19 protein-coding genes are annotated in these 24,723 nt (G+C 67.4%); all 19 read right to left on the reverse strand.

The window, feature by feature from the left end; translation table 11 throughout:
• Window positions 1-7: 7 nt before the first annotated feature.
• On the reverse strand, window positions 8-2,827 hold the full coding sequence (locus AB4Y98_RS15940) for an NfrA family protein (RefSeq protein WP_442244682.1): 2,820 nt from the start codon (window positions 2,825-2,827) through the stop codon (window positions 8-10).
• Window positions 2,824-4,971, reverse strand: a complete 2,148-nt coding sequence (locus tag AB4Y98_RS15945) for a glycosyl transferase family protein (protein WP_032978927.1) — start codon at window positions 4,969-4,971, stop codon at window positions 2,824-2,826. The genes AB4Y98_RS15940 and AB4Y98_RS15945 overlap by 4 nt, the downstream gene beginning before the upstream one ends.
• A 6-nt stretch (window positions 4,972-4,977) precedes the next feature.
• Window positions 4,978-7,179, reverse strand: coding sequence for a hypothetical protein (locus tag AB4Y98_RS15950; protein ID WP_442244683.1), 2,202 nt, complete (start codon window positions 7,177-7,179; stop codon window positions 4,978-4,980).
• Window positions 7,176-8,357 carry a UDP-N-acetyl glucosamine 2-epimerase gene (gene wecB / locus AB4Y98_RS15955; RefSeq protein WP_442244684.1) on the reverse strand — a complete coding sequence of 394 codons (1,182 nt, stop codon included), beginning with the start codon at window positions 8,355-8,357 and terminating at the stop codon, window positions 7,176-7,178. The genes AB4Y98_RS15950 and wecB overlap by 4 nt, the downstream gene beginning before the upstream one ends.
• A 135-nt stretch (window positions 8,358-8,492) precedes the next feature.
• Entirely contained in the window at window positions 8,493-9,689 is a 1,197-nt protein-coding gene (gene pncB, locus AB4Y98_RS15960; RefSeq protein ID WP_442244685.1) for a nicotinate phosphoribosyltransferase, read from the reverse strand.
• A gap of 109 nt (window positions 9,690-9,798) precedes the next feature.
• A complete protein-coding gene (locus AB4Y98_RS15965) occupies window positions 9,799-10,638 on the reverse strand; it encodes a glycosyltransferase family 2 protein (RefSeq protein WP_312108533.1) in 840 nt (279 codons plus the stop codon).
• Window positions 10,635-11,489, reverse strand: coding sequence for a glycosyltransferase family 2 protein (locus AB4Y98_RS15970; RefSeq protein ID WP_312108535.1), 855 nt, complete (start codon window positions 11,487-11,489; stop codon window positions 10,635-10,637). The genes AB4Y98_RS15965 and AB4Y98_RS15970 overlap by 4 nt, the downstream gene beginning before the upstream one ends.
• 466 nt (window positions 11,490-11,955) lie before the next feature.
• Window positions 11,956-14,163: a type II secretion system secretin GspD gene (gene gspD / locus AB4Y98_RS15975; protein ID WP_363729751.1), complete on the reverse strand. Its 2,208-nt coding sequence runs from the start codon at window positions 14,161-14,163 to the stop codon at window positions 11,956-11,958.
• 9 nt (window positions 14,164-14,172) lie between these two features.
• Window positions 14,173-14,955: a hypothetical protein gene (locus tag AB4Y98_RS15980; RefSeq protein WP_363729748.1), complete on the reverse strand. Its 783-nt coding sequence runs from the start codon at window positions 14,953-14,955 to the stop codon at window positions 14,173-14,175.
• Window positions 14,945-15,664, reverse strand: a complete 720-nt coding sequence (gspM, locus tag AB4Y98_RS15985) for a type II secretion system protein GspM (protein WP_425518182.1) — start codon at window positions 15,662-15,664, stop codon at window positions 14,945-14,947. Before gspM ends, AB4Y98_RS15980 begins: the two co-directional genes overlap by 11 nt.
• Window positions 15,639-16,808, reverse strand: coding sequence for a PilN domain-containing protein (locus AB4Y98_RS15990; RefSeq protein ID WP_442244686.1), 1,170 nt, complete (start codon window positions 16,806-16,808; stop codon window positions 15,639-15,641). The genes gspM and AB4Y98_RS15990 overlap by 26 nt, the downstream gene beginning before the upstream one ends.
• Window positions 16,805-17,668, reverse strand: a complete 864-nt coding sequence (locus tag AB4Y98_RS15995; RefSeq protein WP_117309501.1) for a general secretion pathway protein GspK — start codon at window positions 17,666-17,668, stop codon at window positions 16,805-16,807. The genes AB4Y98_RS15990 and AB4Y98_RS15995 overlap by 4 nt, the downstream gene beginning before the upstream one ends.
• On the reverse strand, window positions 17,665-18,297 hold the full coding sequence (locus tag AB4Y98_RS16000; RefSeq protein WP_442244687.1) for a type II secretion system protein J: 633 nt from the start codon (window positions 18,295-18,297) through the stop codon (window positions 17,665-17,667). The genes AB4Y98_RS15995 and AB4Y98_RS16000 overlap by 4 nt, the downstream gene beginning before the upstream one ends.
• The gene (gene xpsI, locus AB4Y98_RS16005; RefSeq protein ID WP_025876704.1) at window positions 18,294-18,713 is read right to left on the reverse strand and encodes a type II secretion system protein XpsI; all 420 of its coding nucleotides are present in this window, start codon (window positions 18,711-18,713) and stop codon (window positions 18,294-18,296) included. The genes AB4Y98_RS16000 and xpsI overlap by 4 nt, the downstream gene beginning before the upstream one ends.
• Window positions 18,710-19,204, reverse strand: a complete 495-nt coding sequence (gene xpsH / locus AB4Y98_RS16010; RefSeq protein WP_127564701.1) for a type II secretion system protein XpsH — start codon at window positions 19,202-19,204, stop codon at window positions 18,710-18,712. Before xpsH ends, xpsI begins: the two co-directional genes overlap by 4 nt.
• Window positions 19,205-19,210: 6 nt before the next feature.
• Window positions 19,211-19,654 (reverse strand): type II secretion system major pseudopilin GspG, encoded by a 444-nt coding sequence (gene gspG / locus AB4Y98_RS16015; protein WP_032951922.1) that lies wholly within the window; start codon window positions 19,652-19,654, stop codon window positions 19,211-19,213.
• A gap of 49 nt (window positions 19,655-19,703) precedes the next feature.
• The gene (gene xpsF / locus AB4Y98_RS16020; protein WP_442244688.1) at window positions 19,704-20,924 is read right to left on the reverse strand and encodes a type II secretion system protein XpsF; all 1,221 of its coding nucleotides are present in this window, start codon (window positions 20,922-20,924) and stop codon (window positions 19,704-19,706) included.
• 24 nt (window positions 20,925-20,948) lie between these two features.
• On the reverse strand, window positions 20,949-22,670 hold the full coding sequence (gene gspE / locus AB4Y98_RS16025) for a type II secretion system ATPase GspE (protein WP_099820353.1): 1,722 nt from the start codon (window positions 22,668-22,670) through the stop codon (window positions 20,949-20,951).
• 135 nt (window positions 22,671-22,805) lie between these two features.
• Entirely contained in the window at window positions 22,806-24,692 is a 1,887-nt protein-coding gene (locus tag AB4Y98_RS16030) for a S8 family peptidase (RefSeq protein ID WP_032977158.1), read from the reverse strand.
• Window positions 24,693-24,723: the final 31 nt, after the last annotated feature.

The raw sequence follows: 24,723 nt of genomic DNA on the forward strand, positions 1-24,723 counted from the left end.
TGCGGAGTCAGTAGTAGAGGGTTGCGGTTGCGAACAGGCCCTTGGCCCGCTGGGTATCGCCGCCGCCGATGGCGAAGCGGTAGGACACCGACAGGTCCAGGTAGGAGCGCGCCGCGTTGTAGTGGTCTTCGCGGAACCAGTAACGGACGCCGACGCCAGGACCGGCCCCGAGCGACCAGCTGCGCTGGGTGTCGGACAGGTTGAACGACTGCGGCCCGATGCCGGGATAGTCGATGCCGCGCACCCGCGAGCGCTGGTCCTGCCAGTCCGCGCCCAGCACCAGGTAAGGGGTCAGCAGCCAGCGGGTCTGGTCGGCACCGAAGCGGTAATTGCGCCCGGCCCGCAGTTCTGCCGCGGCGAAGGCCTGCTGGCGGCGCAGGCGGCCATTGGATTCACTTACGCGCTGGGACGGCGCGCCGTTGGCGTCGAGTGCATCGACGGTGAAGTGGGCACGGTTGTCATCCCAGCTCAGGCCGGCCTGGGCGTAGCCGCTGATCGTCCACCACTGGGTGACGTCGGTGCGCACGCCGGTGCCGTTGTAGAACCCGTAGGTGGCGTAGGTCATCCAGCCACCGGCGCTGTCGTTGAGCCGGTAACGGGCCAGCAGGTTGGCCTGCAGCGGGCGTTCGGATTCGATCTGGATCTGGCAGCGGATGGCGGCGGAGTCGGCATAGATGCCGCCGCGCCGGGTCGCGCTGCCGAGGAACTGGCGGCGTTCCAGGCCGACGCTGAGGCCGGTCTGGCCGAAGGCATAGCGCACGCCGAACGAACCAACGGTGGATGGCCAGCCGGCGATCGAACGCGAACGGCTGAGGCGCTCTGCGCGTTCACGGTTGTCCGGCGTCGCCTGCCCGGTGCAGGGGTCGGTGAACAGCAACGATTCGAACGTACCGCCTTCGTCGTACAAGGTATTGGCGATGCGCGCGTAGGCTTCCAGCGTGCCGTGCTGGTTGTTGGTGGCCTGCGGCCGCCAGAAGGCTTCCAGCGTGCTGAACACCGAAGCGCCGGGCGTGCTGATCGATGCCCCGCCCAGGTTGGTGGCTGCTTGGCGCGACCCACGGTAGCCGGCCGAGGCGGTTACGCCCCAGTCGCGCGAGTAACCGGCGATGGCACTGCGCGTGTTGTAGCGCTGCGCCTTGTCCAATGGCAGCTGGCCGGCGTCGGCAGCGTCGATCGCGCCGCGCAGCAGGGTCACGGCCTGGCGGTGATCGCCGCTGGCGGCACTGGCATAGGCCTGGTCCATCATCACCGTCTTGGGCGCCTTGCCGGTGGCCTCGGCGGCTCGGAAGTCAGCCAGCGCCAGCGCCGGTTCGCGCGCCGCCTGATTGAGGTAGCCACGCTGCATCAGCAGGCCCGCATCATCGGGGTGGGTGGCCAGCGCGCTGTCCAGGCGCTGGCGCGCCTCGCCCTGCTGGCTGCGGTTGCCGGCGGCCAGGGTCGTGGTCAGCAGCCCTTGCAAGGTCGCACTGTCCGGCGTTTCCTGCACGGCCTGGCGCGCTTCGCTGATGGCCTGCTGGTAATCCTGCCGGCCATAGGCCGCGTAGGCGCGCTGTGCCGGGCCGCCTTCGCCCTGCAGATCGGCGGGCATCAGTTCGCACTGGGTACCGTAAGGCGTATCGCGGCACTGCTGGAACGGCGCCGGATAGGACTGCAGCGTCAGGGTCTGGCCGGCGCGTGCGCCACGGATCGCCTTTTCGCGCTGGGTCACCGCCTCGCGGATGCCCTGCCGTGAGGACGCGTCTACGTCGTCCAGGGGATCCGCCTGCAGCGGCGCCAGCAGCGCGGTGGCACGGCTGCGATCGCCGGCAGCCACTGCGGCGTCCACCGCCAGCAGGCGCACGTTGCGGCGCTGCTGATCATCGAGCCAGTCCTGCTGCAGGGCCGCGTCGAAATCGGCGTTGGCCTGTGCGGCGTTGCCCTGGCGCTGGCGCAGATAGGCCCGCATCACCAGGGCGACGGTATCGTCGGCATCGTTGTCCAGGGCCTGGTCGGCGGTGCGTTCGGCTTCTGCCAGCTGCCCATCGAGCAACTGCGTGGTCATCAGCAGCAGGCGGTGCGAGGCGACGTCGGGCGCACGTGCCACCGCTTCGCGGGCGAACCCGACGGCGGCCCGGAAATCCTGCGATATCAGCGCCTGGTAGCCTTCCTGTGCCGGTTTCACTGCACGCTGGCGGCCCAATGCCACGCGCTTGGCGCGTAGATCTGCCACATTCGGTGCGCCCAGCTGCAGTGCAGTAGCCGCCGCAGCGTCGGCCTGCTCCAACTGCTGCTGCGCTTCCAGCGAGGCGACCCACAGCATCGCCCATGCACCCTGCTGCGGCTGCTGACGGAAGGCCTGTTCGGCCTTGCTGGCGGCCACCGCCATCTGGTCGTTGTTGTAGGCGGTATAGGCTTCGGTCGCGATGGCGAATGCCTGCTGGTAAGCGCGCTCAGCCGGCGTCTGTCGTGCCGCCGGAACGGCGCGGGCACCACCGCCGCTGGCAGCAGCGGCCGCCGGCGCGGTGGCCAGCCCCGGCAACGCCGGATCCTTCAGCCCCGCATCCAGCGCACGCCGCGCCTGCTGGCGTGCCTCATCACTGCGACCGAGCTTCTGCAGCGAATAGATCTGCAGCAACCGCAGGCGCACCACATCCGGGCGCAGCCGCGATGCTTCGCCGGCCTGTCGCAGGGCCGTGCTGTAATCGCCACGCTCGTAGGCGGCGAACGCCTGCTCGGCCATGCGGTAGGCGGGCCCGGACAGCGGCAATGGCACGTCGGCCTGCGCGTATGCCGGGGCAGCGGCCGCCAGGGCAACGGCGATGACGGTGGACAGCAGCGAGGTCTTCATACCGTTGCAACTCCGGGAGGCGGCGACTGCAGCATCGCCGCGCGGCGGCGTTGTTCTTCCATCGCCTGGGCGATGGCGTCTTCGGTGGCGATGCCCCGCTTGACCAGGTAGTCGCCGATGCGTCCATCACGCTGGGGCTTGTACTCATCCAGTGCGATCTCGAAATGCGCGTGGTCGATCAGGCGCATTTCCACCAGCAGGTCGCCCAGCAACGGCACGGTATCGATGCGCCAAAGCTCGGCGCCACTGATCATGCGCAGGCCGGCGTTGATCTCGCTTTCGCGGGCAATGCTCTGCTCGACCTGGGCGTTGCCGGTTTCCTGCTTCAACAGGTCCAGTGCGGCCTCCGACAGTGGATTGGCCACGGCCAGCCGCAGGGTACCTTCCTGCAGGGGCGGCAACGGCAGCATGCGCCACTGCACGCAGGCGTCGACGCTGACCGGGAACCCGCCCCGGCCCAGATAATCGACGTCGATCACCGCACGCTGCAGGTCGCCCTGGAAGGCAATCGCCTCGGCCAGCGTTTCATCATCCAGCCAGCCCTGCGACAACAGGATCCGGCCCAGAGGCTGCTGGCGCCCGCCCTGCTGTTGCTGCAGCGCCTGTTCCAGGCGCTCGGGCTCGACGGCCTGCCAGGTGGTCAGCAGTTCACCCAGGCGCTTGCGGGTCTGCACCAGTGCTGCGGCATCGGGGAAATCATGCATGGTCTTGTCCCAGACCATGCGCTTGCCGAAAAACAGATAGGCCAGGAACATCCGCCATGCGCGCGCGGTGGCCATGAAATTGACCATGTTGCCGACCACCATGCGTGGGATCGACATCAACGCGTGTTCCCAGCCATACAGCCGGTTGACGAAGTAGAAGCGCTGCACCACGCGGGTGGCCAGGGCAGCGGTGGTCAGCAGCGCCACGTTCATCTGCCAGCTGCCCGCCTGGAACACGCTGGGGTACTGCAGGTTCCACACACCGGTCATCTTCAGCAGCCAGAACAGCAGCAGCTGCAGGAAGATCAGGTAGGCGATGATGCTGACAAAGGAGGTGATGATGCCTTTGCGATCGCGCGCCAGCAGGTACTTGGTCGCCAGCGAGCCGCGCCAGCCCAGCGTTTCCCAGCTCTGCAGGCCGATACCCAGTACCCAGCGCGCCTTCTGCCGGTAGGACGCACGGAAGTTGTCGGGAAAATACTCGCGTACGCACAGCGCCATCTGCTGGGTGCGCTCACGCACCGGCCCCCAGCCAAACCAGGACGGTCGCCGTACCAGGAACTGCACCGGGAAGCGGGCGAAGATCGAGTGCATTCCCATCGTCGCCAACCGTGCGCCGACGTCATAGTCTTCGGTCAGGCTGTCTGTATTGAACGGCTGGTTGCCGGTGGCCTCGCTCAGCGCCAGCAGCGCACGTCGCGAGAAACAGGTGCCCACGCCCGCCGACGGCACCATGCCGGACACGCTCTCGCGGACCACCAAGTCCTTGGCATGCCATTCGGCGAACTCATCCATGTACACGCCCGCCACCAGTTCGTACCACTCGCGGTCCAGCGAGGTCACCGGCAACTGGATCATGTCCTTGCGTGGCAGCAGGTAGTTGAAGAAACGCAGTTCCATCGGGTGCAGCACGTCTTCACTGTCGTGCAGGATGACGCCGGCGAACTCCATGTCGTGGCGCTTTTCGTAGTCGAAGATCGACAGGATCAACCAGTTCAGGCAATCGGCCTTGCTGGTGGGGCCGTCATGCGGCACTTCCACGCGGCGCAGACGCTTGTAGCGCCGGCGCATGCGCTCGACTTCGTCGATGGTCTGCTGGTCGTTGGGATAGGTGCCGACGAATACGATGTACTCGCGATAGTCGAGCACATCGATCATGTTCTCCACCATCTGCGCGATGACGTCGTATTCCATCCACGCCGGCACCATGATCGCCAGCGGCTGTTCCGGCCGCTGCAGCAGGTCCTGCTGGGTCAGCGGCTTGTACTCACGGCGCTTCTTGACCGTCAGCGTGCGCCAGCTTTCGCGGACCCAGTACCAGACGTCGATGAACAGGTCATCAAGGCTGGAAATCAGGATCAGCACGGCCACCGCCGCTGCCACTGTCTCCAGGGCAGCGTAGTAGTTGGCCAGCTGGATGTTCCAGAACAGACCGTCCACGGTCGATCAGTGCCCGGTGCTGGCAGACTTGCGGCGGCGACGGATCTGGGTGATGCGGGCGGCCGCCAGGGCGAGCACCACGATGCCCACCAGCAACAGCAGCCATATCATGTGCTGTTCCCATTTCGACTGCGGATTGCCCTCCTGGGCGATACGCGAACCGTAGGGATCCTGGCTGTCGAAATCACGGACGACGTTACTGCCGTCGATCACGGCGAGGTCGCCACGCAGCAGGCGGAACGGTGTGTCGAGCGTCGGACCCCGGGTGCCCAGATCGCTGTACAGCACACCGGTCTGGCCACCGGCAGTGGCCACCTGCACTGCAGCGGCGTGTTCCAACCCGGTCAGGTCCAGCAGCGGCTGCGGCTTGCCGGCAATCAGCAGCTGACCATTCTTCAGGCCCGCCAGCGAGACACCGGACGGTGCCAGCGCGAAGGCCAGGTAAGGCTTGGTCGGGCTGATCGCCGTGCCCGCATCCACAACCTTGAAGCTGGCTGCTTCCGGCGATGCGCCCACGGCGCTGGCGATGGCGATGACCTTGGCCAACGAGGTCGGCGCATCCTGCAGCCAGGTACCCGGCACGAACACTTCATTGGCATGCGCCAACTGGCTGGCCGCACCGATGAAGTCTGCGCCGAGCGTGCGCTTGGCCAGTTTCAGGTGGCTGCTGGGCAGGATCGACACAGGGAACGCGGTGGCTGGATCGTGGCAGTAAGGCCGCGCCGGCTGCCGCAGGAAGCTGACCCGCACTTCATTGCGGGCCGACAACGCGTAGGTGGGCACCTTGGCAACCAGCCGCTGCGGCTTGCCATCGGTGGACAGCACCTTTGCCCCGAGCAGGTAGTCGTTGAAATAGATCGTCGCAACCGCGCCCTGCCCGGCCGCATTGGGTGCAGCCGATACATCCAGCACCACCTCTTCCGGCAACCGGCCATCGGCCGACAATGCGCCCAGTTCGAAGGTCGCGCTGCGGTCGCCACGGGTGACGATGTCCTGCGTGCCGGCGATGTTGCCCAGCCGGCTCAGCAGCACGCGATCCCCTTCCATCGCCGGTGCGGTCGCCTGCGTGACCTGCAGCGAACGCCCCAACGCATAGTTGCGCCACTGTTCGGACAGCAGCCCTGCTACCTTGCCGCCGGCTGCCGGGTCGACCACCAGGGTCGGCCGTCCGGCAACGGTGGTCACGCTCACCGAGGCATTGGCCATCGGCTTTTCCAATGCCGCCATGTCGGCGCCGCGCCAGGTGCTGAAGGCGCTGGCGGCATCCGCGCCGCTGGCACCGACCTGCACGGCCAGCGCATCCAGTGCCGCCCGCACGCCGTTGCGCAGCGCATCGCTGCCGATCATCACATCGGCGGCGAGTGGGCCGCTGTCACGCAGCGACAACAGCGCACCGACTTCGGCCAGATCCTTGATTGCGTGCGCGCGCTCACCGGCTGCCAGCGCCGCGTAGGCAGGCACGCCCTGCAGACTGGCGGGAATGATGATGCCGGTCAGGTCCACGCTGTCGCCGACCTTGGGCAGTGCGACCACATCAACCTGCTTGCCTCCGGTCTGCAATGCTGCACCGATGCGCCACGCCGCATCGTAGGTCGATGCCTGCAGCGCCTTGCCCTCCACCAGCAGGCGCACGCGCGGCGGCAGTGCGCCCCAGGCCTTGGCCACGGTGTCCACCGCACGTCCATCGAAGCGATAGCTGAAGCGCGAATCCGGCGACAGCCGCAGTACGTTGGCTGGCGCGCTCTGGTCCGCGCAGCGGTAGTCGGAAACGATCGACCACCAGCCCACGCCGACACGGACGAAGCCGTTCTCGCGGGGCTCGCCATCAATGGCCAGCAGCTGGCTGGCGTCGCCCTGCGCGTCGGTGATCGAACGTGCCGCCATCGGATCGCCATCGACCGACCACAGCCCCGACGTGCGCCCGGTATGGCCACGCACATAGCGGCCATCCAGCTGCAGCTGCGCATCGCGGGTCGGCACGCCCACTGGTACGGGCAGGTAGACCTCGCGCTGGCTCTCCTGCCCGCTGAGCACCAGCGGCTGGCGGAAGCCGAGCTGGCGCAGCGTCATCTGCCGGCTTACCGTGCTGTCCCCGGTCCATTCGGTGAACTGGCCGGCAGCGCTGTCAGCAGCGGCAGCGGCAGCGGAGCTCGCCAGGGCCAGCACGGAGGAAACAACGAGGAAGCTACGTCGGCCGGTCTGGGTCATGGCGTCACTTCTTGCAGAGGAGAGGGAGCAAGACCGGCACGGTGGCCGGTGGCGAATTCGGGTAGTGGATGCCCACGCAGGGCTGCGACGATGCGCGCACTGGCTCGACCATCACCATAAGGACTGGCGTCGGGGTCGAAATGCGTCGAATGGGGTGGCTGTGCCAGCGCGGCGTTGACGGCATCGACGATCCGCGTCGGCGCGGTGCCGACCAGCTTCACCACCCCGGCATCGACCGCCTCCGGACGCTCGGTGACATCGCGCATCACCAGCACCGGCTTGCCCAGAGCGGGCGCTTCTTCCTGCACGCCGCCGGAGTCGGTAAGGATCACGTCGGCGCGTTGCATCAGGCGCACGAAGCTCAGGTAATCCTGCGGCGGTACCAGGTGCACGTTGCCCAGATGGCCCAGCTCGGCATTCACCGGGCCCTGCACGTTGGGGTTGAGGTGCACCGGATAGAGCACCTGCAGGTCTTCGCGCTGGGCCAGCTCGGCCAGTGCGCGGCAGATGTCCAGGAAGCCCTGGCCGAAACTCTCGCGGCGATGGCCGGTGACCAGCAGCAGGCGACGCTCGGGATCAAGCATCTGGAAGGGCGCATCGGCGCGCGCGCGCAGTGCCGGGTCGCGATCGAGCTGCTGTACGGTCTGCTGCAGGGCGTCGATGACGGTGTTGCCGGTCACCAGGATCCTGCCGCCCAGATGTTCGCGTGCAAGGTTGGCACGCGAGCTCGGCGTCGGCGCAAACAGGAAATCAGAGACGACATCGATGACGCGGCGATTCATCTCTTCCGGCCACGGCCGGGTGATGTCGCCGGTACGCAGGCCCGCTTCGACGTGCCCCACCGGAATGCGGTGATGGAAGGCAGCGACTGCAGCGGTCATCGCCGTGGTGGTATCACCGTGGACCAGCACGCGATCGGGCCGCACCTGCGCATACAACGCATCCAAGCGCTCGAACAGCTTGGCGCACAGGCCGTTGAGGGTCTGGTTGGGAACCATCACATCAAGATCGTGATCGGCGGTGATCTCGAACAGCGACATCACCTGGTCCAGCATCGCCCGATGCTGGCCTGTGGTGCAGACGATGGATTCGATATCCGGCGCCTCACCCAGCGCCTTTACCAGCGGCCCCATCTTGATTGCTTCAGGACGGGTACCGAAAACAGAAAGAACCTTCACCGCAGAACTCCCTCAAGACCTGCAAACATCCTGTACGCGGATCGTAAGCGATCTCGTGAAGTTCGGCCACGTAAATGTGATACGCATCACAAAGACGCGTAGCAAGCCGGATGAAGCAACTGACGCAGAGCGTCACTATGTGACGCTAGGGCCCGTTTCAGGAGGCAGTTCGAACACTTGCCGTAGGTAGGACAGGTAGCCCGGGTCGTCGCACATGCTCTTGCCCGGCGAGTCACTGAGCTTGGCCACCGGCTGGCCGTTGCAGCGGACCATCTTGATGACGATGTTCAGCGGGGTCGGCCCCAGATCGTTGGTCAGGTGGGTGCCCACGCCGAACGCCACCTGGCAGCGGCCACGGAAGTAGTCGTACAGGCGCATCACCTTGGTGATGTCGAGCCCATCGCTGAACACCAGTACTTTGCTGCGCGGGTCGACCCGGCGCAGCTGGAAGTGGGCCAGCATGCGGTCGCCCCAGTCGAACGGGTCGCCGGAATCATGGCGCACGCCGTCGAACAGCTTGCAGAAATACATGTCGAAGTCGCGCAGGAACGCATCCAGCCCGACCACGTCGGACAGGGCGATGCCAAGGTCGCCGCGGTACTCGCGCGCCCACGACTCCAGCGCCGCCACCTGCGAATCGCGCAGGCGCGGGCCCAGTGCCTGGAACGCCTGCAGGTACTCGTGGGCCATGGTGCCGTGCGGCGTCATGCCGTACAGGCGCGCGAAGTGCACGTTGCTGGTGCCGACCAGCTGCGGGCCCAGCGCATCGCGCAGCAGCGGCAGCAGGCGGGCATGCCAGTCGCGCGAGTAGCGGCGGCGGCTGCCGTAGTCGGCGATGCGGCACTGTTCGAAGCCGGGGGTATCGCGCAGCAGCGCGGCCTTGGCCTGCAGGCGGCGTTCGCCTTCGGCGAAATCCGCCGTGGTGGTGTTGCGGAACCAGACTTCGTTGATGATCGCCAGCAGCGGCACTTCGAACAGGATGGTGTGCAGCCACGGGCCGGTGATGTCCAGTTCGATCTCACCGGGTACGGTCTTCGATGCGCGCAGCTGGATGTACTTGCGATCCAGATGGAACAGGCCGAGGAAGTCGGCGAAATCCGGCTTCACGAAGCGCAGGCCACGCATGTAGTCCAGCTCTTCCTGGCTGAAGCGCAGACTGCACAGGTGGTCGATCTCTTCATCGATCTGGTCGATGTAGCGGGCCAGCTCGATACCGGGGGTGCGGCATTTGAAACGGTATTGAACCTGCGCGCCGGGGTGCTGGTGCAGCACCGCCTGCATCATGGTGAACTTGTACAGGTCGGTGTCGAGCAGGGACTGGATGATAGGCATGGGGGAATTATGCGCCCGTATGGGTGAACCGGGGTCCGCGATGGAGGCGGGCCCCTCACGCGCTCTGCAGTAGATCCACGCCATGCGTGGAGGATCCTGTGGCAGCGCGTTACAGCGACCTGCGCAGCAACCTCGGCACCTGCACCAGGGCATGGGCCCAGATCGCCCCCCACACTGCCACCCGCACCGGCAACGACCGCTGCGACGCCTCGAACTTGCTGAAATAGCGCCACAGCCCGCGATGCTTGTGCCATTCCACGAAGAACGGGCGCGAACGGCTGGATACCCCGCGCACGTGGGTCACCTTCAGGTCGTTGGCGATGGCGACCACGCCACCGGCCTCACGCACGCGGCGGCACAGGTCCAGGTCTTCGGCGTGCAGCCGGTAGCCGGCATCCCAGCCGCCGATGCGATCAAACAGGGCGCGCGGCATCAGCAGCAGCGCACCGGACAATGCCGGCACCTGCTGCAACGGCTGCGCCGGGTCGCGGGCAATAGCCAACCGCGCGCCACGACCGGGCGAGCGCAGCATGGCAAGGAAGTCCGGATCACGGCGCCGCACCGCGTCATCGGCCTGCCCGTGTTCGTCCACCTGCTCCACCCCCAGCAGACTGTCGCCCACCGCATTGGCGCGGTCACGCAGGGCTGCCAGCGTATCGACTTCGACCATCAGGTCCGGATTGATGAAGGCCAGCCACGGGCTGCGTGAATCGGCAACGCCCTGGTTGTTGGCCGCGGCGAAACCGGGATTGTCCGGGTTGGCGATGAAACGTACGCGCGGATCGTGGCTGGCGTGGCGCTGCACGACTTCCAGGGTGTCATCCAGCGATCCATTGTCGACCACCCGGATCTCGGCCACGTCCTGCGCCTGGCGCAGCCGCGACAGGCAGGCATCGATGGTGCTGCCGCTCTGGTAGGTGACGACGATGGCGGCAATGGCGGAATTCAAACAGGCGGCTCCAACGGTGATGGCGGGACGAACAGGTCGCCCTGCCCGCGCGGCATTATCGCCTGCTGCAGGCCGTGCTGCAGGTCCTGGCGCAGCGTGTGCAGCGGATCGTGCATCAGGAAGTCAGCCAGCCGCGGTACCCAGCCTGGCCAGCGCGCGGCCAGTGCTTCCAGATCGCCGTCGCGGCTGGGCGCTTCACTGGCACGGCTGACGAAGGCGTTTTCGCACAACACGTTGCGCCAACCGAGACCGGCCATGCGCAGGCTCAGATCGACCAGCGCCGCGTTCCAGCCCAGGTAACTTTCTGCATCCAGGCCACCGGCGCGCCGCCGTGCATTGGCGCGCACCAGCACGGCGTGGGTGACCGCCGAAGGGAGTTCAGGATGCAGGGTCGGCAGCGCGGCGCAGACATGGGCCAACAGCGCTGGGTCGTCCGGTTCGGGGTTGAGCTCACCCAAGCGCGGCCACGCCGCAGTTTCGCCCACGTTGCACCACGGCGTGGCCGTGGCAATGGCCGCGTCGCGTGCAAACGTGGCCTGCAGCTGCTGCAGCCATCCCGGTGCAGGCACGCTGTCCGGGGCCAGCACCGCGACGTCCAGGCCATCGCAGGCACGCAGCATTTCGTCCAGGTGGGCAACCTCGCCGAGTGGCCTGGCGCGGCGGGTGTATTCGGCCTGCAGCGGGGTGTGCGCCAGCCAGTGTTCGACCACCGCCTGTGCGCGTGGCCCGGCCTGCGCGTCATCGGCCAGCCAGATCGATGTTCCCGCTGCGGTACCGGCATCAAGCGCGGCCAGGCAGCGGTCAAGCACCGCGTCGTCCACGCCCAGCGGCAACAACACGATCGCCCCCATCCCGCCTCCGTGGTTGTCGGTGGCCACAGCCTAGCACCGGGAGGGTATCGGCCGGGTTGCACCCGGCACCTGCAGAGGCTTCAAGCCAGGGCCGAAGCAACAGCAACAGCTGGGTTCCTGGGGGATGGCGGGGTGGTGTCGGATTGCGGGGACGCCGTAAACCCATCCATGGGGGCTTGGCAGCCGCATCCATGCTCTGACCCCATTCCTGTATTTCGATATCTGAAAGATGTGTCGACCAAGGTCGACACCTACCAACAGCAGCAGGAAACTGTCGAAGGTGGGGCACTGTGGGTTTGCGGGGTGTGAGCCGCATGGATGCGGCGACCAAGCCTACATGGACGTATTCACGGCGTCCCCGCAAACCCACAGTGCCCCGCCCTCCCCCAGTAAACCCGCTGTTGCTGTTGCTGTTGCCGTTGCTTTGGCTTCGGCTTCGGAGGGTGCCGGGCGCAGCCCGGCCGGCTTACTTCCTGCCCGGCTGGTTCAGCGGCTCCATCGCGCGGAAGCGCTGGCTGTATTCGTCGGTCAGGGTGCGTGCTTCCTGGCCGTTGCGGACGATGGTCGGGGTCAGCAGCACGATCACTTCCGAACGACGGCTGGTGCGGCTCTTCTGGCCGAACAGTGCACCCAGCACCGGAATCCGGCTGAGGCCGGGAATGCCGCTGCTGCCATCCGTGGCCGAATCGGTGATCAGGCCGGCCAGCATGATGGTGTCGCCGCTCTGCACCGCCGCCTCGGTGGCCAGCTTCTTGGTGGAGATGCGCGGATTGCAGTTGCGCTCCTGCGGATTGCAGTTCTCCGGTACGTCCGAGGCGCTGCTGATCTCCTGCACGATATCCAGGAACACCGTGCCGTCGCGGGTGACCCGCGGGCGCACCTTGAGGATCACGCCGGTGTCGATGTACTGCACCGAGCTGTAGCTGCTGGTGCCGACACCGGTGTTGACCGTGGTGGTGTTGATCGGCACCTTGTCGCCCACGTTGAGCGTGGCTTCGGCGTTGTTGCGCACGAACACCGAGGGTGTCTGCAGCAGGCGCACGTCGGTGACTTTGTCCAGTGCACTGACCACGGCAGCGCCGTTATGGCCAGTGAAGGCCCAGTTGGCGCCGTCGGTGCCGGTCACCGCACCGGCGAAGGTGTTCCAGGAACCGCCGGCCATCGCCGGCAATGACAACCCGGACAGCGCACCGGTCAGCGCGCGCCCTGCCACGGCGTTGTCGAAATACCAGTTCACGCCGTACTTCAGGTCGCCGGTCAGCCCGACTTCGGCTACCTGCGCTTCGATGTGCACCTGCAGCGGCATCACGTCCAGTTTCTCGATCACTTCGCGGATCGAGCGCCAGGCCTGCGGCGTCGAACGCACCAGCAGCGTGTTGGTTTCCTCCACCGCCGACACGCCAACACGATCGCCTTCCACTTCCAGGCTGATGCTGACGTTGCCCGACTGGCGCTGCGGCAGGTTCAGGCTGCCGGCACTGCTACCACTACCACTGCTGCCGCCGCCGACCTGGTTGTTGAAACTGCTGCTGTTGCCCGCATCCATGCCACGGTCGCCATCGCTGCCCAGCTGCGACGGGATGGCGCCTGGCGCCAGCGCTGCCGAGCCGGAACCGCCACGGTTACCACTGCTGGCAAAGGCTTCACTGAGGCGCTCGGCCAGGTCGCGCGCCTTGATGTAGCGCAGCTCATGCGAGAACAGGCGCGCGCTGCCACCGGCAGTATCGATGCGGTCCAGCCACTGCTGGATCTGGTCCAGGTAGCGCACCTGCGGGGTGATCACCAGCACCGCGTTGGCGTTTTCCAGCGGCAGGAAACGGAACATGCCCGCGCTGGGCGTCTTGCTCTCTTCGCCGAAGACCTTCTCCAGATCGGCGGCGACCTGCTCGGCCTTGCCGGACTGGATCGGGAACACGCCCACCGACATGCCCGAGAGCCAGTCGACATCGAAGATTTCGACGGTATGCAGGTAGTTCTCGAGTTCGGCACGGGTGCCGCCAAGGGTGATCACGTTGCGGCCGCTGTCGACGTTGACGATGGCATTGGGCCGCGCATACGGCTCCAGTACCTTCTTCATCTCCGTGGCGGAGATGAACTGCAGCGGCACCACGCGCACTTCGAAACCGCGTGCGCTGGATGCCGGCGCGGTGCTCGGCGCCACGGTGCCGGCCAGTGCCTGGTCGGCGGCGACGATGTTGTAGCGACCACCGCTGTAGACCATGCGGGCGTTGTTCCAGCCCAGCACCATCTCCAGCAGGTTCAGTGCCTGTGCCGGCGACACCGGCTTGGGCGTGGCCAGCGTCACCGTGCCCTGCACCCCCGGGGCGATCACGTAGTTCTGGCCGAGCATGTCACCGAGGATGGCCTTGACCACCGCGTGCACCGACTCGCCCTCGAAGTTGAAGGTGGCTTCGCCGGAGCTGGCCGCATGCAACGCGGGCGACGGCTTGCGCGCGGCCTCGCGGTTGATCATGGTGCCGGTGCCGCGACGGATCACCGCCTGCGGCGTTCCCTGGGCTTGATCGGCCGCTTCGGTCTGCGCATCGGTGGCGGCCTGACCGGCGCTTGCCGATGGCTGCAGGTTGCCGTTGCGTTGCACATGCGGGGCCGACACGGTGCTGCAGCCGACCAGCAGTGTCAGGGCAAGGGACCAGGGAAGAAAACGCAGATTCATGCATTCACTCTATCGGTTGGTGCCATCGCCCGGGGGCGGCGACGGTTGTTGCTGCTGTTGCTGCAGCTGACGGCGGCGGGCCTGGATGCGTTCGCGGATGGCCTGCATCTGCGCTTCGCTGGGACCGTTGGTATTTGCAGGGGGTGCGGCGGCTGCGGCCGGTGCAGGCGAGGCGGGAGCCACATTGCCATCGGCGGCACGGGGGTTGGGCAGGGTCTGGCTGGGCGTTGGCTGTGGCGGCGGAACCACCGCGCCGGGCACAGGCGGTGTGCCATTGGCCCCGCGCAGCGCGGTCGGCGCTTCACCGCCCTGGCCATTGAACACGGCCAGCTCCAGCACTTGGCTGCCACTGGAGCCGATCACCGTGGCCTGGCGCGGTTCCAATGCGACCAGTTGCCAGCCATCGACTGCATCGCCATTGAGGCGCAGGCGCAGCGACCGGCCCTGCTCGGTGGTGAAGGTGGCCATGCTGAAATCACGGGTCATCAGCACGCCGGTCAGGCGCAGCGCGGGACTGGCGGCCGCTTCGCTGCCCCCCAGCAGATACGGGCGCGGCTTGCGGTCTTCGGCAAACAGGGGCCGTTCGCTGATCACGCTATAGCTGTCTGCGCCGGCCATGCGTTCGGGCGCCAGCACGGGCAGCGCCGGCAACGCGGCCTGCGCGTCGCCCTCTGTGCTGACCGTGGGCAGCTGGCTGCCCAGCCCGAAGCCGGTGGCCAGCCAGGTCGCCGCAGCCCATCCGGCCACCGCCAGCAACAACCCGGTGCGCAGGTTGATCTGCTCAAGCTTCATCGGCCACCTCCTGCGCATCGGCAGCAGGCTGCTCCGCTGGTGCAGGTACAGGTGCCGGCGGCGACACCACCGGCGCCGCTGCAGGCGGTGTGGCCACGGGCGCTGTGGAGGAATCGGCGGCAGCACCCGGCAACAGGTAGCCGGCCAGCTCGAAGGACACATCCAGGCCGAGGCCGGATTCGTTCGGCGATTGCTGGAAGCGCTGCGCGATCAGGTTGAGGTTGTCCACGAACAGGCGCGGGCTGCCGGTCTCCAGACTGTGCAGCACGGTGGCCAGTTCGGCCACGCCACAGCGCAGGCGCACCTGCATGGCCACGCGCACGAAGGCGGCATCGCGACGGTTGTCGCTCAATGGGGTGCGGTTGCTGATGGTGCAGCTGCGGTTGCCCGGGCTGGCCATCGCCACCGCATCCTGCAGGCGTGCGCCGAGCGCGGCCGCAGCGGCCTCGGCGGTGGCTTCCTGCAGGAAACCCGGGCGCTGCTGCAGGGCGTCGCGGGTCGCGCGCAGCCGCTGTTCGATCTGCGGCTGCTGCTGCAGCTGCGCCTGCACGCGCTGCTGGCGCTCGCGCAGGGCAGCGGCATCGGCATCGATCGCGCGCAGCGGCTGGGTGAACCACGGGTGCACCAGCAGCAGGTAGGCCAGGCCCAGCACTGCCAACAGCAGTGCCAGTGCCAGCCAGCGGTCACGGCGTGCGCTTGGCATCGGCATTGGCCGCCTCCGTGGTTGCAGTCGGGGCGGGTGCCGGCGCCGGTGCTGCCGAAGGCAATGGCTGCAGCTCGGCGGTCAGGGTGAAGCGGTCGCGGCCACTGGCGGCACCGTCAGCCTGCAGCACGCCGGTGAGATTGACCTTGCGCCACTGCGGCGCGTCCTGCAGCAACGGGACCAGCTGAGATGCTTCGCTGCTGAGGCCGATCAACTGCAGGCTGTTGTTCTCGATCGCCAGTTTTTCCAGGTAGGTGCCATCGGGCAGGCGTCGGGTCAGCTCGTTCCAGACTTCGACGGTACTGGCGCGCTGGTTGCGCTGTGTTTCCAGGAACGCCGCTCCATCCAGCAGCGCCTGCAGCTGGCTGCGTTCGCTGGCCACGCCACGCGCACTGCGGGCGCTGCGCTCGACGTCTGCGCGCAGCGCATCGACGGCGTCACGACGGTTGTCCAGCAGCTGCATCGCCGCCAGCACCAGCATCACCAGGGCAGCCATGGCAAGCAGCAGATTCCAGCGCCGCATCGGGTCCGGTCGCTGCTGACGCTGCGCGGGCGGCAGCAGGTTGACCTGCAGCGCGCGGCCCTGGGCATCGATCGCATCGACACCGGCCAGCACGTCGGCCCACGCTCCGATCTGCGCGCGCCAGTCATCCAGCTGGCGCAGCGGCCAGGCCACCAGCTCCACCTGCAGCAGGCCTTCGCCGGCACTGCCCAGCTCACGGATGTCATAGCTGACCTGGCTGGCTTCGAACGGTGTCTGCCGGTCGATCTCGTAGCCGACCACCGCACGCAGGCGGTCAGCGGCTGCGGCAGGCAGGCGCAGAGTACGCCGCAGGACCTGCCCGGCCGGCAGCAGCCACACCCGTGGCAGGCTGCGCAGGCGCAGCTCCAGCACGCGGTCCAGGTCCGCCGGTTGCAGCGGCCATGGAAGGCGGGCTACAGGCTCGAGGCCGTCACCGGTTTCGCGCCAGACCTGCAACTGCCCGTCTTCGCACTGCAGCAGCAGGCGGGTCTGCGACCAGCCCAGCGCCCATTGCCAACGCATCGGCACCCAGGCCAGCAACGACTGCCGCCACCAGCGCAGGAAACGGCCGGCACCGGGGCCGATCTGGCCCTGCACCTGCCGCAGACTGTCCTGCCACGCCGTCATCTTGCTGCCATTCCCTGCTCCCAGCGAAGCACTGTGTAGGTCCGGCCGGGCACCCCGCCCGATCCGTTGCGCACCACCGCCTGCAGCACCGACAGGCGTCCGCTGCCGTCAGTGGCGCGGGACTCGATACTATAGGTGCCACTGCCGCTGGCAAGCGCCGATGCACCCGCAGCGTTATCTCCGTCACGCTCCTGCTGGGCGCGTTGCGCCAGCAGTTGTTCCGCATCCAGGCCCATTGCGGTCAACACCGGGCCACTGGCGAAGCGTGGATCCGGTCGCGCCTGCCGGCTGTAAAGCGTCAGGTGCGGCAGCATCGCGGCATACAGCGGCCCGCGCATCCCCAGCACCCGCTGCAGTTCGCCCAGGGTTTCAAAGCGCTTGTTGCGCGGGCCATAGGGCAGGCCTGCGGCGGCGTACTCGGGCGCTTCGGCACCACCACCGGGCTGCAGCAGGCTGTCTTCGTCGCGCCAGTCGATGATCGCACCGGCCAGCTGCCTGGCGCTTTCTGCTGGCTCGCCCAGTGCCTGCATGAATGCGGACAGCAGGGCCGCATCGGCCAGGTTGAGGTTGATCTTGCCGTTCTCGTCCAGCACCCGGATCTCGATGCGGGCGTCGTCGAACTGCCAGCGATAGGCCCGGCCGTCGGCCTGCCACGGTGGACGCTGCGGGTCTGGCTGCAACCGCAGCAGCGCGTACTCCAGGCCCGCACGGGCGCGCTCCTGGCCGCGTGCATCGTCACCGAGCACCCGCTGCTGCAGGTGTTCGACCCGTGCGCTGAGCGCAAAAGCGCCGACCAGTGCGGTCATCAGCGCGATCAGCCACAGCACCAGGACCAGCGCGGCACCACGTGGACGCTTCATCGCGCGCCTCCGCTGCCGCCAGCCCGCAGTGCCACCACCAGCGGCGGCCATGGCGTGCCCCGGGTTGGCACGATCTGCACCTCCACCAGCAACGGCAGGCGACGGGTGTCCTCCCAGCGTGGCAACCATTCGGTCAACTGCCCGTTGCTGGCGTCGACACCGCGATAGCGCAGCCTTACGTCCTTCAACTCGTCCGCCAGCACTTCGGGCGGGCGCGGCGGGTTCTCTTCGATGCGCTCGCCTTCCTGCAGCAGCACCAGTTCCAGCAGCAAGCGGCGGTGGCCGGCTGCGCCATCCACCTGCAGCGCATGCAGGTAGGGGCCGCCGCGACCGAGATAGCCCGGCAGGTCGGCAACGAACTGCATGCCCTGATCGTCACCCTGGAAGAACACCGGTTCGCGGGTAGGATCGGGCACTTCCAGCGGGCTGCGCAGGGCGCTGGCGAGCTGGCGCCGCAGCAGGGCCTGCACTGCGCGCATGCGTTCGCTCTGCGCGGCAATCTGCTCACCGCGCTGGCTGATCGCCATCGCCGAGCGCACGCTGGCGAACGCCAACGCCAGGCCGCCTGCCAGCAGCACCGTGGCCAGCATCACTTCGATCAGGGTGAAGCCCCGCGCGCGGCGCCTCATCGCGCATTCTCCAGCGCGGGCGGCAACAGACGCAGGCTGCGCCAGCGCAACTGCTCGCGCTCGCTGTCGCCCCAGCGCACTTGCAGCTGCAGTTCCGCCAGCCAGGGTGCGCCCGGCGACTGCGCAGCGGGCAGTGCACCACTACGCGGCTCGGCCCAGGGCTGCACCTGCAGCTGCCAGTGATAACGCCCCTGCTCCCACTCGCCCTGCTGGCTGCCGGCCTGCAGCGGCGCTTCCACGCCGGCAGCGGCCAGCAACGATTGCGCGTGCAGCACCGCGCGCGTGCGCAGCTCGGCATCGCGCACCTGCCGCGCGCCACCGGACAGGCTGCCCAGCAACAGCGTCAACGCCAACCCGAGCAAGGCGAAGGCAACGATCACTTCCAGCAGGGTGAAGCCACGGGCGCGCGACCTCATTGGGCCCGCCACGGTCCGGAACGGACTTCACCGGTCAACCAGCCCACATCGATGCGCCATTCGGCGCTGTCCAGCTGCAGGCGGATGCGGCCGCCACTGGAGCCGCCGTCGGGATGGAATTCGATCACGCCCTGGCCGGGCGCAGTGGCCAGCTGCGCGGCACCTTCGAACTGCACCTTCAGCTTGGCCGGCACTTCACCGTGGCGCTGGCTGGCGCCCTGCCAACGATGCTGCGCCGGTTCGATCACGAAGCGCTGCGGTTCGCCGCGGGCAATGGCCTGCGCGCGCACCATGCGCAGCTGGTTGGCGATGTCCTTGCCGGCACTGCGCAGCTGCATGCCGGCAAAGCCGCGCGACATGCCAGCGGCGGTGATCAGCCCGATGGCCGCGATCAACGCGATCACCAGCAGCATTTCCAGCAGCGACAGGCCCGCCGCGCGCCTGCCGTGCAGGCGCGGGCGTGACACCCGGCGCGGCAGGAAAAGCAGCATGCGCGCTTACGGCTGGTAGCGGATGTCAGCGTCGACGCTGCTGCCGCCGGCCTTGCCGTCCTTGCCCAGGCTGATCAGTTCATACGCCTGGCCCTCGCCCGGTGCGCGGTACTCCAGCGCGTGGCCCCACGGGTCGTTGAGGTCGGCAGGCTTGGCATACGGGCCCAGCCAGCCACCGACGCCGGCCGGTGCGGTCACCAGGTCGTTGAGCGAGGCGGGCAGCTTGCCGGTGTCGATCTGGTAGTTGTCGACCTTGGAGGCAACGGTCTGCACCTGCGCCTTGGCGATGTTGGCCTTGCCACGATCGGCGCCGCCGAGCACGCGGCTGGCGACCAGAGTCAGCACTGCGCCGATCAGCACGATGACGATGATGATCTCCAGCAGGCTCATGCCCGACTGGTGACGTGCGGCGGTGAAGGAAAGGCGGATCGGTCGACGGGAAGCAATCATGGTCGGTCCTTTCAGGTACGGGATGTCGGGGTTGCGAAGGAGGCCATCGTCAGCCGATGGCGTTGGTAAGGTCGTACAACGGCACCAGCACGGCCACGATCACCGCGCCGACCACCGAGGCCAGCACCAGGGTGATCGCCGGCACCATCGCCGCCAGCAGGCGGTCGATGCGGCGGGCACTGTCCTGTTCGAAAGTATCAGCAGCTTTCAGCAGCATGGTATCGAGTGCGCCGGACTCCTCGCCAACCTGGATCATCTGCAGCGCCAGCCGGGGAAAACGTTTGCCGCGCGACAACGCCAGCGACAAGCCGGTGCCGTTCTTGACCTCGTCGGCGGCGGTCTCCAGGTCTGCCGCAAGGGCGCGGTTGCCAAGGACGTTGCGGGCGATGCCCAGCGCGCCCAGCAGTGGCACGCCGTTGCGCAGCAGTGTCCCCAGGGTGCGCGCCAGCCGCGCGGTTTCCAGCTCGCCCAGCAGGCGGCCGATGCCGCGGCGTTGCAGCAGCCAGCCATCCAGTGCCAGACGGAACGCGGGCTGCCGCGCCTTGCGTTCGAACAACAGCAGCAGCACGCCCGGCACCACCAGCAGCAGCACCCACCAGTCACGCACGAACAAGCCCAGCTGCAGCACCAGGTTGGTGAACCACGGCAGCGCCACGTCCAGGCTTTCGTACATCTGTGCGAACTGCGGCACCACATAACCCAGCAGGAACAGCAGCGCACCACCCACCACCACCAGCAGGATCGCCGGGTAGACCAGCGCGTTGATCACCTTGCCCTGCAGCGCACGGCTGCGTTCAAGGTAATCGGCCAGGCGTTGCAGTGTGTCGTGCAGGCTGCCACCGGCTTCACCGGCGCGCACCATGTTCACGTACAGGCGCGAGAACAGGCCGTGCTGGCGCTCCAGCGCGGTCGACAACGGCGCGCCACCGCGCACCACGTCGCGGATGTCGGTGATCGCGCGGCGCGAGCGCTCGTCTTCGGGCAGGCTGAGCAGGATCGACAGCGCGCGGTCCAGTGGCTGCCCGGCACCGAGCAGCGTCGCCAGCTGCTGGGTGAACTGCAGCAATGCCGCGCCCTGCAGCGGACGCTGGCGGAACAGGCCGCGCAGGCTGCTGCCGCCAACCGCACCACCGTCGGCCAGCTGCGTTTCCATCGGCAGATGGCCCTGGTCCTGCAGGCGAGCGACCAGCTCGGCCTCGCTGGCCGCTTCCATCTGCCCGTCGAACACTTCACCGTGTGTATTGAGCGCCTTGTAACGGTAGTTCGGCATGTCAGCGTCGTCCCTGCGCGCGCATCAGCCTTCCTCGGTCACGCGCAGGACTTCCTCAAGGGTCGTCTGCCCGCTCAGGGCCTTGCTCAGGCCGTCCTCGTACATGGTGCGCATGCCGGCTTCACGGGCGATGCGTTCGATCTCGCCCATGCCATCGCGGCGCATCACCGCACGGCGCAGCGCGTCGTTCATCACCAGGAATTCCATGATGGTGGTGCGCCCCAGGTAGCCGGTCGGCGCCAGCGCCGATGGCTTCGGCCGATACAGGTGGATCGTCCCCTGCGGCTGCAGGCGGCGCAGGTCGAAGCGCTCGATTTCTTCCGGCGAGGCTTCATAGCGCTCGGCGTGGGTTGGCTCCAGCCGGCGCACCAGGCGCTGGGCCAGGATGCCGTTGATGGTGGAGGTGAGCAGATAGTCTTCCACGCCCATGTCGAGCAGGCGGGTGATGCCGCCCGCGGCATTGTTGGTATGCAGCGTGGACAGCACCAGGTGGCCGGTCAACGCCGACTGGATCGCGATGCGCGCGGTTTCCAGGTCGCGCATTTCGCCGATCATGATGATGTCCGGATCCTGGCGCACGATGCTGCGCAGCGCATTGGCGAAATCCAGCCCGATCTGCGGCTTGGCCTGGATCTGGTTGATGCCCTCGATCTGGTACTCGACCGGATCTTCAACGGTGATGATCTTGACGTCGGCGGTGTTGAGCTGGCTCAGCGCGGTGTACAGCGTGGTGGTCTTGCCCGAACCGGTGGGACCGGTCACCAGCAGGATGCCGTGCGGCTGTTCAAGCACCTTGCGGAACTGCGGCAGGAAAGCATCGGTGAAGCCCAGCCGATGGAAGTCGAACACCACCGTCTCGCGATCAAGCAGACGCATCACCACGCTTTCGCCGTGCGCGGTGGGCACCGTGCTGACACGCAGGTCCAGTTCCTTGCCCTGCACGCGCAGCATGATGCGGCCGTCCTGCGGCAAGCGGCGCTCGGCGATGTTGAGCCGGGCCATGATCTTGATGCGGCTGATCACCGCGGCGGTCAGGTTGGCCGGCGGGCTCTCGCCTTCGACCAGCACGCCATCGACGCGGTAACGCACTTTGAGTCGGTTTTCGAAAGGCTCGACGTGGATGTCCGACGCGCGCAGTTCGACCGCGCGCTGGATGACCAGGTTGACCAGGCGGATCACCGGCGCTTCAGAGGCGAGATCGCGCAGGTGCTCGATATCATCCACTGCGCCGCCTTCGCCATCGGCGGTTTCCACGATCGCCCCCATCGCGCTGCGGCCCTGGCCGAACCAGCGCTCGACCAGGTCATCGATCTCTGCACGCATGCCCAACAGCGGCGTGACCGGCACGCCCAGTGCCAATTGCACGGCCTGCTGCGGGTAAGGGTCGTGAGCATCGGCCAGCCACAGCTGCACGCCGTGTTCATCCAGCGCCAGCGGGCACACGTGGAACTGCTTGAGGAAGCGCAGCGACAGCGGCAGGCCTTCGGCCAGCGCCTGCGGTGGCGATTCAGGCAGCTGCCGTCCTTCCAGCAGCGGCAGGCCCAGCACATCGGCGCTGGCCTGCGCCTGGTCACGTTCGGACACCAGCCCAAGCCGTACCAGCAGCCCAAGCAGGCTGCCACCGGACTCGGCATGCAGCGGCCGCGCACGTGCCAGATCTCCTTCCTTGAGCCGACCACGTGCCAGCAGCGCATCGAGGATGCGGCCTTCAGTGTCGTCGATGGCGGTGGCAGCGAGCGCGTTCACGTGACTCTCCTGTCGATCGTCCCGACTTTAGCAGTTAAGCCGTGGTTTCCACCCGCTCCGGTTCTTCTTTCGTAAAAAGACGAGGCCCGTCACACAGGTGACGGGCCCCGCTTATTCATTTACGACAGTCGGTTATTACTGGGTCGCCAGGATGCTCACCCCGCTGTAAGCGGCCTCACCCACCACCTTGATGTAGTAGGTACCGGCCACCGGCTTGGCCACGCGCACGGTTTCGGTATTGCCCGGGCGGGTCGACTTGGCATCGTTGTCGGTCGCGGTGGGCACGCGGCCCTGCGCCAGGTACACCGACACGTTGCCGCTGCCGCCGTAGGTCAGCACGCTCAGCGTCTTGCCGGCAGCCGCTTCGAAGGTATAGACGGTTTCGCTGGCGGCCGCACCGGCCAGCCCGCCCACGGTCACCTTGTTGGTCAGCGGAATGCCTTCCGGCTCGCAGTTCTCGGTGCACGGCTCCTTCAGCGCAGCATCCAGTGCGGCCTTGGCATCGAGGATGCCGGTACCGATCGGGGTGGCCGCCGGGATGGTCACCGGGAACTTGCGCGCCGACTGCTTGAGCAGGGTTTCCAGCGCGGCCGGGGCCAGCGGCTCCTTGCCCTTGGCGATCAGCGCGCTCTGCACCATGGCAGCCACCGCGGCAACGTGCGGCGAGGACATGGAAGTGCCGCCCTTGCCCATCAGCACCCACTCACCGGCGTCCGGGGTGGTTTCCGAACTGGAACCGACCTGCCAGATGTAGCCGTTCGGGTTGCCGTCGACACTGCCGCCACCGCCCGGGGCCGACAGGTCGACCGCGGTGCCGTAGTTGGAGTAATAGGTGATGCCACCGGTGACACGGGTCGCACCCACCGCCACCACGTTGTTGCAGCTGGCCGGACGGTATTTGGACGCGTTGTCGGTTTCATTGCCGGCCGCGACCACCACCAGGGTGCCGCGCGACACGGCGCCGTTGATCGCGTCCTGATAGGCGGCATCGCAGGCGCCACCACCACCCAGGCTCATGTTGATGATTTCCGCCGGATTGGTGTTGGCCGGAATGCCCGGCACGGTGCCGCCCGACGCCCAGGTGATGGCGTCGCTGATGTCGGCCAGGGTGCCGCCGCACTTGCCCAGCACGCGCACCGGCAACACCTTGGCCTTGTAGGCCAGGCCTGCCAGGGCACTGCCGTTGTTGGTCACCTCGGCAATGGTGCCGGCCACGTGCGTGCCGTGCCAGGAACTGCCTTCCGGTTCGGAACCGGTGTAGCACTCGTTGGCCGTTTCCACCCAGTCGCCGTAGTCGGTGGCACCCGGTGCGCGGCCATCGTTCGGGCGGCGCGAGGATTCCTTGTCACTGATGAAATCGTAGCCTTCCAGCAGGTTGCTGCCGAAATCCGGCACGCCCGGCAGGATGCCGGTATCGAGCACGGCGACCACGATGCCCTCGCCCTGCGAGAGATCCCACGCGGCCGGTGCATTCACACCACCGGTGGCGTTGAAGAAGTTCCACTGGTACTGCGCGTAGTTGGGATCGTTGGGCACCAGTGCCGGCTGCGCATTGGTGGCACGCAGGTCCGAGCGCTGCAGGCGCACGTTGGCCACCGCGTACTGCACCGACGGATCGGCATTCAGTTCAGCCAGTACCTTCTGCATGTCGGCCGAGCCCAGCCGGGACTTCAGGCGGATCAGGTCGCCACCGGTACCGAGCTTGCGCTCCACCAGCGGGGAAAGTGCCGCAGCACGGCTGGTGGTGCCGCTGCTGACGATGGCACGCGACAGTGCCGACTGCACGACCGAGAGCTTGGTCGAACGATCGCTGGCGGCCGCGGTGCCGTTGCGGTACTTCACGATGATGCCGTCCACGCTCTGCTGGGCAGTGCTGGCCACGCGCGCCGGCTCCTTGGCCACGCCCGGCTTGGCCGCATGCGCCGCACCGACGCCGACAGTCAGCGACAACACGGCGGCAGCCAGCACATTGATGCGAAGGGTCTGCTTCTTGGTCACGTTCGAAATCCTCTTCAAGGTCATGGTTGAGCTTTCCTTCTCCGCCCGTTGCACG

It is taken from the genome of Stenotrophomonas sp. 2YAF26 (genome assembly GCF_052114625.1).
Classification (GTDB): domain Bacteria; phylum Pseudomonadota; class Gammaproteobacteria; order Xanthomonadales; family Xanthomonadaceae; genus Stenotrophomonas; species Stenotrophomonas indicatrix.

What these genes read in the sequence shown, in the direction of transcription:
- xpsI (WP_025876704.1), bottom strand. Translation starts at nt 18,713, where the DNA reads ATGAGGTCGCGCGCCCGTGGCTTCACCCTGCTGGAAGTGATCGTTGCC.
- xpsH (WP_127564701.1), bottom strand. Translation starts at nt 19,204, where the DNA reads ATGCTGCTTTTCCTGCCGCGCCGGGTGTCACGCCCGCGCCTGCACGGC.
- AB4Y98_RS15995 (WP_117309501.1), bottom strand. Translation starts at nt 17,668, where the DNA reads ATGAAGCGTCCACGTGGTGCCGCGCTGGTCCTGGTGCTGTGGCTGATC.
- AB4Y98_RS15980 (WP_363729748.1), bottom strand. Translation starts at nt 14,955, where the DNA reads ATGAAGCTTGAGCAGATCAACCTGCGCACCGGGTTGTTGCTGGCGGTG.
- gspG (WP_032951922.1), bottom strand. Translation starts at nt 19,654, where the DNA reads ATGATTGCTTCCCGTCGACCGATCCGCCTTTCCTTCACCGCCGCACGT.
- AB4Y98_RS15940 (WP_442244682.1), bottom strand. Translation starts at nt 2,827, where the DNA reads ATGAAGACCTCGCTGCTGTCCACCGTCATCGCCGTTGCCCTGGCGGCC.
- AB4Y98_RS16000 (WP_442244687.1), bottom strand. Translation starts at nt 18,297, where the DNA reads ATGAGGCGCCGCGCGCGGGGCTTCACCCTGATCGAAGTGATGCTGGCC.
- xpsF (WP_442244688.1), bottom strand. Translation starts at nt 20,924, where the DNA reads ATGCCGAACTACCGTTACAAGGCGCTCAATACACACGGTGAAGTGTTC.
- gspD (WP_363729751.1), bottom strand. Translation starts at nt 14,163, where the DNA reads ATGAATCTGCGTTTTCTTCCCTGGTCCCTTGCCCTGACACTGCTGGTC.
- AB4Y98_RS16030 (WP_032977158.1), bottom strand. Translation starts at nt 24,692, where the DNA reads ATGACCTTGAAGAGGATTTCGAACGTGACCAAGAAGCAGACCCTTCGC.
- AB4Y98_RS15970 (WP_312108535.1), bottom strand. Translation starts at nt 11,489, where the DNA reads ATGGGGGCGATCGTGTTGTTGCCGCTGGGCGTGGACGACGCGGTGCTT.
- gspM (WP_425518182.1), bottom strand. Translation starts at nt 15,664, where the DNA reads ATGCCGATGCCAAGCGCACGCCGTGACCGCTGGCTGGCACTGGCACTG.
- AB4Y98_RS15950 (WP_442244683.1), bottom strand. Translation starts at nt 7,179, where the DNA reads ATGACCCAGACCGGCCGACGTAGCTTCCTCGTTGTTTCCTCCGTGCTG.
- pncB (WP_442244685.1), bottom strand. Translation starts at nt 9,689, where the DNA reads ATGCCTATCATCCAGTCCCTGCTCGACACCGACCTGTACAAGTTCACC.
- AB4Y98_RS15990 (WP_442244686.1), bottom strand. Translation starts at nt 16,808, where the DNA reads ATGACGGCGTGGCAGGACAGTCTGCGGCAGGTGCAGGGCCAGATCGGC.